This window comes from Agrobacterium sp. InxBP2, assembly GCF_026191755.1.
Classification (GTDB): domain Bacteria; phylum Pseudomonadota; class Alphaproteobacteria; order Rhizobiales; family Rhizobiaceae; genus Agrobacterium; species Agrobacterium pusense.
In genome coordinates this window covers 15,893-25,639 of the sequence record NZ_JAINDY010000021.1, presented here as the reverse complement: position 1 = coordinate 25,639, position 9,747 = coordinate 15,893, and the positions used below count along the sequence as shown (strand labels likewise).

At 56.9% G+C, this 9,747-nt stretch carries 9 protein-coding genes and 1 pseudogene; 8 read left to right on the top strand and 2 right to left on the bottom strand.

Annotation, left to right across the window (positions count from 1 at the left end; genetic code table 11):
* Nucleotides 1-649: 649 nt before the first annotated feature.
* Nucleotides 650-817: pseudogene (locus tag K7A42_RS26030) on the bottom strand (IS5/IS1182 family transposase); the annotation flags it as partial.
* A 210-nt stretch (nucleotides 818-1,027) separates the two neighbouring features.
* Between K7A42_RS26030 and K7A42_RS04130 the strand changes: the two are divergent.
* The 5 genes from K7A42_RS04130 (at nucleotide 1,028) to K7A42_RS04110 (ending at nucleotide 2,372) form a co-directional block, all read left to right on the top strand.
* Entirely contained in the window at nucleotides 1,028-1,306 is a 279-nt protein-coding gene (locus K7A42_RS04130) for a hypothetical protein (RefSeq protein WP_223216037.1), read from the top strand.
* A gap of 197 nt (nucleotides 1,307-1,503) precedes the next feature.
* Nucleotides 1,504-1,668: a transposase gene (locus K7A42_RS04125; protein ID WP_234899238.1), complete on the top strand. Its 165-nt coding sequence runs from the start codon at nucleotides 1,504-1,506 to the stop codon at nucleotides 1,666-1,668.
* Between the two features lie 16 nt (nucleotides 1,669-1,684).
* Nucleotides 1,685-2,002, top strand: a complete 318-nt coding sequence (locus K7A42_RS04120; RefSeq protein ID WP_174151535.1) for a hypothetical protein — start codon at nucleotides 1,685-1,687, stop codon at nucleotides 2,000-2,002.
* Between the two features lie 44 nt (nucleotides 2,003-2,046).
* Complete coding sequence (locus K7A42_RS26090; protein ID WP_174151631.1) at nucleotides 2,047-2,172, top strand: toxin C-terminal domain-containing protein; 126 nt, start codon at nucleotides 2,047-2,049, stop codon at nucleotides 2,170-2,172.
* Between the two features lie 2 nt (nucleotides 2,173-2,174).
* Nucleotides 2,175-2,372 carry a hypothetical protein gene (locus K7A42_RS04110; protein ID WP_044459931.1) on the top strand — a complete coding sequence of 66 codons (198 nt, stop codon included), beginning with the start codon at nucleotides 2,175-2,177 and terminating at the stop codon, nucleotides 2,370-2,372.
* A 174-nt stretch (nucleotides 2,373-2,546) separates the two neighbouring features.
* Here the strand turns inward: K7A42_RS04110 and traA are convergent, their stop codons facing one another.
* Entirely contained in the window at nucleotides 2,547-6,242 is a 3,696-nt protein-coding gene (gene traA, locus K7A42_RS04105; RefSeq protein ID WP_282454888.1) for a Ti-type conjugative transfer relaxase TraA, read from the bottom strand.
* A gap of 345 nt (nucleotides 6,243-6,587) precedes the next feature.
* On the opposite strand from traA, the gene K7A42_RS04100 reads away from it, so the two are divergent.
* From K7A42_RS04100 to K7A42_RS04090, 3 genes are all read left to right on the top strand, one after another.
* On the top strand, nucleotides 6,588-7,502 hold the full coding sequence (locus K7A42_RS04100) for a nucleotidyltransferase and HEPN domain-containing protein (RefSeq protein WP_174150533.1): 915 nt from the start codon (nucleotides 6,588-6,590) through the stop codon (nucleotides 7,500-7,502).
* A 131-nt stretch (nucleotides 7,503-7,633) separates the two neighbouring features.
* Nucleotides 7,634-7,942: a mobilization protein gene (locus K7A42_RS04095; protein WP_129565173.1), complete on the top strand. Its 309-nt coding sequence runs from the start codon at nucleotides 7,634-7,636 to the stop codon at nucleotides 7,940-7,942.
* Nucleotides 7,939-9,603, top strand: coding sequence for a type IV secretory system conjugative DNA transfer family protein (locus K7A42_RS04090; protein WP_174150532.1), 1,665 nt, complete (start codon nucleotides 7,939-7,941; stop codon nucleotides 9,601-9,603). The genes K7A42_RS04095 and K7A42_RS04090 overlap by 4 nt, the downstream gene beginning before the upstream one ends.
* Nucleotides 9,604-9,747 lie beyond the last annotated feature (144 nt).

The window sequence follows — 9,747 nt, the reverse complement described above, 5'->3', positions numbered from 1 at the left end:
GTTTTAGATAATGCTGCTCTATTGGCGAGTAGCAATTCAGACCAGTCTCAGATGTCGAGAGCCGCGCATTTTCTCGACGGCCAAATTTTACGTTCGGTCTCTTACATACCAGATACTATGCGATGCCGGTTCGAGTTTGATTTAGGTGGGGTCTTAGAGACGTGGCTCAATACTGATGACCCTGCTGAACAGTGGTTACTTTACCACAATCAAGATGACGTATGGATCCTCAATGCTGCAAATGAACTCGAGGCCGCGCCGTATGATGAGAAGACGAACTAGGTCTTGTTGACAAACTTATCAGTGATAATGCGATAAGATCGCTCCTAACGGAGGATTCGATGTCCGGACCTGATCGAGAAATACGACTTCGACTTAGTGTGCAACGCGCCTTACTCGGGGCCGTATCATCGACACTCGCCGCCGTTACGTGCGGCTGGAGCGGCAACAAGATTGTGCTGGAATTCTTGATCGATCACGATTTCAGCGATGATGACCGACAACGCATGGAGGTGGTCGCATCGGAGGTCATCTCGGATTTTTGTTATGAAACAATAATGACTGTCTTCACGTCTCCACCATCGGATGGACCGCAGGTTCCGGTTGATAGGCGATGGTGGACTTACAAGCGATTTGAGCCATTGCTGGGCTAAAGGCGTTGTGTGAAGTGCGGCAGCCAGATTTTTGCGGCGGCCAGCGAAAGGAACGCTTCGAAGGAAGTTCGGGTCTTGTCGTAACGGGGGGCAATCCGTCGGAACTGTCTGAGCCTGTTGAACATTCGTTCGATGCGGTTGTGGTCTTTATGTACCTTGAAGTCGCAGGGAGGCGGCTCTATCCATAGAGCATGATTCAAGACTGCCTTTTAGGAAGCGATTTTGCCTCGCGGCGACCTGACGGATTTGGAATGGCGGATTGTTGGAGGACTACTGCCCACTGAGCGCGGGAGGAAATCTCGCCCTTCTCACGATAATCGGCAGTATCTCAACGGAATGTTGCATGTTCGCGTGTCGGGTGCCCTTGGCGCGACATGCATGAGCGGTATGGCAAGTGGAATTCCGTCTACGTGCGCTTCCGCCGTTGGGCAGAACAAGGCGTATGGGATGTCCTGCTGGAGACGCTTGTCGAACTGGGCTTGACCGATGACTGGCAGCATATGATTGACAGCACCACGGTTCGCGGCCATTCTCAGGCTGCGGGCGCAAAAGAGGGACTTATAAGGAGGCTTTTGGTCGATCACGCGGCGGCTTTTCGACAAAAATCCACGCCCGTGCGGACTGTCAGGGACGCCCTCTCGGCTTCATCCTGACAAGGCGGTGAAGCTTCGGATTACAATACCGTTCCCGATCTGTTAGCCATGCCGGTTGCCAAGCCGAGGCTGTTTCTCGCTAACAAGGGCTATGACAGCGACGCTCTGCGCGAAGAGTTGCTGATCCACGGGGTCAGGCCCGTTATTCCTCCGAGGGCCAACGGCAAAGACCAACCGCCTGTGACTTCACAGTCTACATGGACCGAAATCGTATCGAGCGGCTGTTCAACCGGCTGAAGCAATTTCGTCGTGTCGCCACCCGATACGATAAAACCCAAAAATCCTTCGCCGCCTTTCTCGTGTTGGCCGCCGCAAAAATATGGTTGCCACACTTGCTCTGGTTCATGAGTTGTGCACCTTAGTTAAGACGGTAACACGTTGCAAAAAAGGAGAAAATTCTTTTATGACTTCAATCATTTAGACCGAATAGCGAAAGACCTGATCGCAACTGGGAAGGCAGCGGACGCGATCAAGATTTATCTTTTCATGGCAGATGGCGACCAGTCGTTGGATGCCGGATATCTCGGGGAGCGGTTGGGAGAGTGTTATGAGAAGATTGGTGACCTGCATGCCGCAAAATATTGGTATGGAAGAGCGGTGGAGGAAAATCCCGACGTCAGGCTGATTTCTGTAGCAGCGCATAAAAGCCTCCACGAAGTCAGCATCGAAGCTTTTTTGGGCGACGCAGAAAAGTAGTTCTTAACGAGCACCTCAAGCTACTTTGTCAACAGAACCTATTCATAACAAGGGATTTGGATGGTCATAATGGAGGCGCTTGGAAGATGGCCGCTTCCGTTAAGGACCTCGGAGGTAAGGGGACGCGCCTCGGAACTTATGACTCAAATCTGAATCGTATAGGGGATTGATAATGAACGTTAAAGACACAGATCATAAGGATTGGGCTAATAGAGGGAAAACCATTGAAGAGTTGATAAAGGAACTTCAGTCCTTTGAAAACCAAGGCTTGCCGGTAGAGATATCCATCGATGGAGGTGATGATGTCCGACCGATCAGTCTTGTAGGAAAAAAGGACGGGAAATGCTTGCTTATCTATCTGAATAAATAGTTTATCAACTCCAACTCGTCCACTACACCCGCACCGGATCAGGACCGATTGCCGAGGAAGACCACAGCCACAACCGGTGAAACATGGCGCGGAATCGGCGAAAAGCTGGCTCGCTTCATGTTCTGGTAATTTGGGGATTATCAAAGCTGACGCCAGTGTTGTTGCCAGCGCACACTATCGGCTCAGCCCAAGCCCCTGAGACCGGGCCAGTTGCTGTTTCAGCGCGTGGTCATGGCTGAGTTCTGCATGGCGTGCACGATGCACCAGGCCGGCGATTGCCTTGATCTGCTCGGCCTGCTTTGCGAGCTCCGGGCGTGTCTCGAGCTCTTCGGCGAACCTGCGAGGATCGGAGCTTCCGAACCGCCGCGTGAGCGCTTCGGCCACCAGCTTGGCCTCATCAAGCGCGGTCAGGCCCTCAGGTAGCGATCGCAGCTCTTTGATGAACTTGCTTCGCCTATCGATCGGCATTTTCTCCACCTGGCTAATGATTTCGGCGCTGCGCGAGGTGAGGCCGGGCACTTCGATCACGTCACGCTGTTCACGCTGCCATTGTTCGCTCTGACGTTCTTCGCCGAGCCGTCGCTCCCATGCCTCGGAGACATAGCCGATATGGGCAGAGAGTGACCTTGCATATTGCAACGCCTCCTTCCGTTCCTTGCTGTTGCCGAACAGACCCGATTTGCCGCGCAGCTCCCCGAAGCGCTCTGGCTGCCCGACCATGGCCTTCGCCATGATCTTGCCATTGCCCTCTTTCTCGATCATCGCGGCGCGCAATCTTGCTGCGACCTCGGCCGGATCACGGAACACGTGCCGCACGAGAGAGTCGACTACATCGAATTGCTGATCGATAACGGACATAGCCCTCATCTGCGCCACCTCTTCGATGCTGCGTTGGTATCGGGTGATGGCTGGCACAAGCGGAGCTGGCTTACCGGGTTCCAGCGACGATTGCTGGCCGACAGCTTCTGTGGGGGCAGGGACGGCGCCGTCTCGCGTCATGAGGTCGGACCACCGGATCCGGCGATATCCTTTATTGTCCTCTGTCCCGTGCGGATCTTCGCGGCGAACAGGGCCGGCCAGATCGCCGGCAGGTTCCTCGTAAACCCGCTGACGTTCCGATGGCCGGCCCTGCTGTTCCCGTTGCAGATGGGCCGCGCGGGACAGGACCTCTTGACGCTCATTCCGGTCGGAAGCAAGTTCAATCTCGCTTCTGAGCCCGAGCTGCTCCGCGATGCCCCGCCGCTCGGCAAAGTCCCTGACATAGTCCAGCGTGGTTTCCTTCGCGCCGGAACGCGACAGGCGGCTTGTCAGCTTCTGATAGGCCAGTTCATCACCCTTGACGACGCGCCATGCATTGCGCTCGGCCTTTGTGCCGTCCGGAAGCGAGACAGGCGTGGCGCCTTCATGCTGGAGGAAAATCCTGTCTCCGATTTTTGGCGAGGCCTCTCGCATGGCCCGCTTGAGATCGACGCCCCACACCGTGCGCTGATCGCCCTTGTCATTCTTCAGCGTCACAAAATAGCTTTCTCGCGCCTGGCGATTATGCTCGTAGGGCGCAACGCCGTGATCAACGAGCCGGCCCGCATTTGTGAACTCCTTGATGTCGGCATAGAGCTGCACGCTGTCGCGATGCCTTGTCATGGCGACATAGGTCAGATGCCGGTCCATGGTGCCGGACGCCAGCACGAAGGCGCGATCGACCGTCGCGCCCTGGTTTTTATGGATCGTCGTCGCATAACCGTGGTCGATCGCCTGATAGCTGTCGGTCAGAATGCTGACGCTGTCGCCGTCTCGGCCATCGAGCCGAGCAACGATCCGACCCTTCTCGACACGCTCGACGGTGCCAAGCATGCCGTTTTTCACAGCGAGGTCGCGGTTGTTTTCGAGGAAGATGATCCTGTCGCCGGCGGCGAAGGCGCGTTTGCCGTTACTGGTCTGGAAGTTGAGTTCTCCAAGATCCCCGACACCCCCACGGTCCGCACCGGCGTTCTGCCCGTGGCTGCGCTCCAGGCTTTGCCGGTTCTGAAGCTCTGCTCGGATAGCAACATTGAGCGCGCGCACATCGGCACGGCGGTGCGCCATGGCAACCCGGGTGCCATCCGGATGCTCAGCACTGTCGGCGACATAATCACGCACGATCTGCGCCATCGCTTTGTCGCGGCTTTCTGCAAAGTGGATATCGCCGTGCTCGCGGTAGGCGGCAAGGCCGTCGGCCGTTTTGTGGGTCGCAAAGGCAACCGATGCTTGCCTCTGCCAATCATGACGCTGGCGGCGAATGCCGCAAAGCTCGACATGGCCGATCTGTTCGGCAATCGCCCTGAAGGGAGCACCGGCGCCGATTGCCTGCAGTTGCTCATGGTCACCGACAAGCACGATCTTTGCGCCGCGCTCCTCCGCCTCGCCGATGAACCGGGCAAGCTGACGGCTGCCGACCATGCCGGCCTCATCGATGACGAACACGTCACGTCGGCCGATCAGATCCCGACCATGATCCCAGCTGTAAGTCCATGACGCCAGAGTGCGGCTCTCGATACCGGAACTTTCCTCAAGCCCCTCGGCTGCCTTTCCGGCTAATGCCGCACCATGGACCTGATAGCCTTGAGCCTCCCACGCCTCGCGAGAGGCTGCCAACATGGTGGACTTTCCGGCGCCGGCAAACCCGACCACGGCCGCAATGCGTTCTCGCCCGGTAATATGCTCGATCGCCTGACGCTGTTCGTGCGACAATCCTGCTGACGGATCACTCGCAGCCGACGGTCCGCCAGAGCTTGTCCGAAGAGCATGATCCTGCCTTTCCATTGCACGCTCGACATGGCGCGGATCGACACCGTGGGACTGCGCCTGATGCAGCCGCTCCGCCGATCGCGCCATTGCGAGTTCCAGATTTATCATGTCCCGCGTCGAATAGCGCGCATTGGAGACGTCGCCCGTCTCAGGATCGATGTGCTCAGCCTGAAGTTCGACAAGCGCTGACGACGCCATGACAGCGGCAAAGGCGTTCCGGAACGTTGGGGCGTCATCGTTGATATAGCGATGCAGGGTTTTGGCAATATCGTGCCGATCGAACACGCTCTTCTCATGGCTGATCAGCGTCAGAACCTGCTCCGGTTTTTGGCGGATCAGCGCGGCGTTCTGCCGTGCCGCCTCGTCATCCAGCCTGCCGCGCTCGACCGTCAATCCTTGCTGCTGCATCTGCGAGGCATGCACGCCCATGTGCTCGGTCGGCGACAACTCAAGACCGCGCTCCACATGTGATCGATGGTCGATGCGAACGTCCAGACCTTCGCGCTGAAGCTGACGGTTGGCGATGCCTTCCCATGCCTGCCGGATATCGCGAAGCTGCATGTCGGTTGTCGCCATGCCATTTGCCAGCAGCCGTGCGTTCTTGTGCTCGAGATAAGTCTTTTCGCCAAGGCGGGTTCTGCCAAGCTGTCGCGTCGTCATCAGCACATGCGCGTGGTAGTTCCTAATATCACCATGCTCGCTTGGCGAATGGATTGCAAAATCCACGGCCGCGCCATAGCGGTTTGCCAGATCCTGGGCGAAGGCGCGTGCAGCTTTCAGTCTCCCTTCTGGCGACAGCTCATGCGGAAGCGCGATTTCGAATTCGCGGGCGACGCGGGCATCCCTGCGCTTTTCTGCAAACTCGGCAGCATTCCACAAGGCAGAACGATCCAGAACCCAATCGGCAGAAAGACCGTCCGGCAGCACGATCTCTTTATGCTCCACTCCTTCTTTCCGGGTAAAATCATGCACGAGGCCATCGCGATGATTGGTAAGAAGTACCGCACAACGGTAGGCGGCGGATGCCACAGCGCTTCGGCCGGATGAGCGCGAGACAGGTTTGGTGCTGAGATGATAAATCGCCAACCGAAATCTCCGATACGCAAACGGGGAAATTCAGCGCTCAACTGCGGTGCAAGTCGTAAGTGCGCCCTTGTCTGTTTACCGGTGGCGAGGCTAGCAACAACGAACGGCGATTTCGACTACTAAAAGTAGTAGTCGCCAAGTGGCAATTGCTCGTGTTTGAATAGGGACACAAACGCACCAATCAGGGGATGGCGACGGTCGCCGGTTGATCGCACGAAGGACAAGGGGCAATGCGCATGTGGATAGTCCGGTAAGACATGCACTCGATTGGCGGCTGCCAAAAATCGGAGTTTCAAAGAAGTTTACAATGGACCATACAGGATACCGTCCAGAAACGGAGCAGACATGAAGACCAGCCTTGAACATTTGCCGGAACGAAAGCAACGCGAGCTCGCGCGCGTCGTCGGGATTATCCAGGAAGAGTTTGCTGATCTGGTCGAGCGCTCGAAGTCTGACGCCAAGAAAGACGGACGCATTTTCAAAATCATTCTGTTCGGTTCTTACGCGCGTGGCACCTGGGTGGATGAACCGCACACGTCGAAAGGCTACCGCTCGGATTTCGACATTCTCGTCATCGTCAGCAACAAGGAACTGGCCGATCCCAAATACTGGGACAAGGCGACAGACAGGCTGATGTGGGACAAGGAGATCGAGACGCCGGTGGGACTCATCATGCACGGCGCTCGCGAGATCAGTAATTTCCTAAATGACGGCCAGCCATTTTTTGTTGATCTCGCCCGTGAAGGCATTGTCCTCTACGAATTCGACGATAGACCGCTGGCTGACCCGAAACCGCTCAGGCCTGCTGATGCACTAAGGGTTGCAGAGGAGCATTTTGAAAAGCAGTTCAAAAATGCAACGGGATTCCTCGAAGGTGTCGGTTTTTACCTGAAGTCAGGGTACCTCAATCTAGCAGCCTTTACACTCCATCAAGCGGTGGAGACCGCTTACAATTGCTACCTCCTGACACTGACAAATTATTCGCCTGCTTCGCACAACCTCAAATTCCTGCGAGGGCTTTCGGAAGGTCGTGATCACCGTTTGATCGACATCTGGCCGCGCGACCGTCAGCGATTTACCACATGGTACAACATCCTGAATGAGGCCTACGTCAAGGCTCGCTATTCGAAGCGTTTCGAGGTTTCCGAAGAGGCGCTGACCTGGCTTCAGGAGCGGACGGCGGAACTTCATAAGCTGGTTGAGACGCTCTGCCGCGAGCACATCGAAAAGCTCAAACAGGCCGCGAACGCCAGCGGCTGATCTGACCACAGGGCTCAAACTCCTCTCACAATCGCTATGTCGATCTCCTCATAGAACTGGTCTGTCTTCCAGGAGCAAAGCCGTGGTCAACAGCGGCAGTTCCGGTGCGACCGCAATCGAAAGGAACAATCGTGGCAAGGAAAACAATCGAACAGCGCCTGGCTGAACTGGAGGCGCAGCGGTCTGCGCTGAAGGCCCGGCTTTCCAAAACCGAGCGCAACAATGACATGCGCCGCAAGGTCCTGATCGGCTCGCTCGTTCTGCATCACCTGGAGACTTCGGATGATCAGGAATTCAGCAAACAACTCGGTGCATGGCTGCGCCGCGAACTGCCGGGCTTTCTGACACGCGACAATGACAAGGCGCTCTTTGTCGATCTGATCGGACAAGGACTGCCGGGCACGGGAGAGGGTGGCGACAGCGGGCAGGGTGCTTCATGAACCGGTTGCGACTATCTCGGGACGCATTCAGGAACATGTTGCGAGCCGCCGCGCGTGATCCGCTTTGGGCATTCCTGGCTTTGATCACCATGCCCTTCCGGATCTGGAAACGGCTTCTTGGATTTATGGTCATCCTGTTCAACGTCACCTTTGTGATCGGCATGGGGGGCGGTCATTTCCTCGAACAAATGGGTTTCGAGCGGGGCTCGCTTGTCCACATCATCCCAGGTCTCTTAACCCTGCTGGCGCTTGCCGTTATCACCTTCTGGTTCATTACCACTCCACTGATTTTGCATTTCGGGGATGATGACGATGAGACCCATGGCTCTGCCCGCTTTGCGACAAACAAGGAGATAGCCGCTCTCACCTCATCCGGCTCAGGCCTCCTGATCGGTCGTGATATGAAAACGGCCAAGCCTCTGCGCTATGATGGCTCGGCCCATCTCCTCACCATGGCACCGACCCGTACCGGCAAGGGTGTGGGCACGATCATCCCAAACCTGCTGACCGCCGACCGTTCCGTGATCTGTGTTGATCCAAAAGGCGAGAATGCGAGGATCACCGGCCGTGCTCGTCATAAATTCGGGCCGGTTCATGTGCTCGATCCTTTCGGGGTCACCCGCAGACTCTCGGGAGCTTTCAATCCCCTGGCCCTGCTTGATCCCCAAAACCTCGATGTCGCCGAAGACGCCAGTGCGCTTGCCGATGCTCTCGTGTTCGATGAACCGGGAATGGCGGGAGAGGCGCATTGGAACGAGGAGGCAAAAGCGCTGATTGCCGGATTGCTGCTTGAGATCGTTGCAGCGGAGCCTTTGCGACGCCGGCACCTTGCAACACTTCGCGAGTATCTGACCCTTGCTCCTGAACAGTTCGCGGCACTGCTCAAGCGTATGCAGGAGAGCGATGCTGCGGGAGGTCTTGTTGCGCGTGCCGCAAACCGCCACCTCGGAAAATCCGATCGCGAAGCCGCAGGCGTGCTGTCGGCCGCCCAGCGCCATACGCATTTTCTTGATTCACCGCGCATGACGGCCGTGCTCAGCCGCTCGGATTTCCGGTTTGCCGATCTCAAGCGCAGCAACATGACGGTGTTCCTCGTGCTTCCGCCCGACCGCCTCTCGACCTATTCGCGCTGGCTGCGTCTGCTTGTCTCACAAAGCCTGCTCGAGATGGCCCGCGATCCGGCAAAGCCGGCGACACCGGTTCTTTATCTGCTCGATGAGTTCGCATCGCTCGGGCATCTGGCCCCAGTCGAACGTGCGATGGGTCTGATGGCGGGTTACGGTGTCCAGCTTTGGCCCATCCTTCAAGACATCCATCAGCTGCGCGCCACATACGGTCACCGTGCCGGAACTTTTTTGTCAAACGCCGGCGTGCTCCAGGTTTTTGGCGTCAACGATCATGACAGCGCCCGCCTCATCTCTGATTTGCTCGGACAGGAGACGGTCGTGTTCCAGACGATGGCGAGAGCGCTCGATTCCGATAAAACCGGGATTTCCTATAGCCAACAGCATACCGGCCGGCCGCTCCTTACCCCTGATGAGGTGCGCAATCTGCCGGAGAAAGGACAATTGCTGTTCCTGGCCGGACAGCGGCCAATTTTCACTGAGAAGCTTGTCTATTTTGCCGATCCGGAGTTCAGGGATATGTTCGACACAGTCTAACGGGAAGCGTGACAGACAGGCAATCTGGCTTCCGCATCGGGCCTTGTGTGTGCGGCCTTTAGGGTCTCTTCGGCGCAACGGAAAGCGGATAGATGAGCCTTCGTCCAAATTGCAGCCCTGCGGCGACGGTGGCATCACGGCCGA

What these genes read in the sequence shown, in the direction of transcription:
- K7A42_RS04130 (WP_223216037.1), top strand. Translation starts at nt 1,028, where the DNA reads ATGCATGAGCGGTATGGCAAGTGGAATTCCGTCTACGTGCGCTTCCGC.
- K7A42_RS04125 (WP_234899238.1), top strand. Translation starts at nt 1,504, where the DNA reads ATGGACCGAAATCGTATCGAGCGGCTGTTCAACCGGCTGAAGCAATTT.
- K7A42_RS04110 (WP_044459931.1), top strand. Translation starts at nt 2,175, where the DNA reads ATGAACGTTAAAGACACAGATCATAAGGATTGGGCTAATAGAGGGAAA.
- K7A42_RS04100 (WP_174150533.1), top strand. Translation starts at nt 6,588, where the DNA reads ATGAAGACCAGCCTTGAACATTTGCCGGAACGAAAGCAACGCGAGCTC.
- K7A42_RS04090 (WP_174150532.1), top strand. Translation starts at nt 7,939, where the DNA reads ATGAACCGGTTGCGACTATCTCGGGACGCATTCAGGAACATGTTGCGA.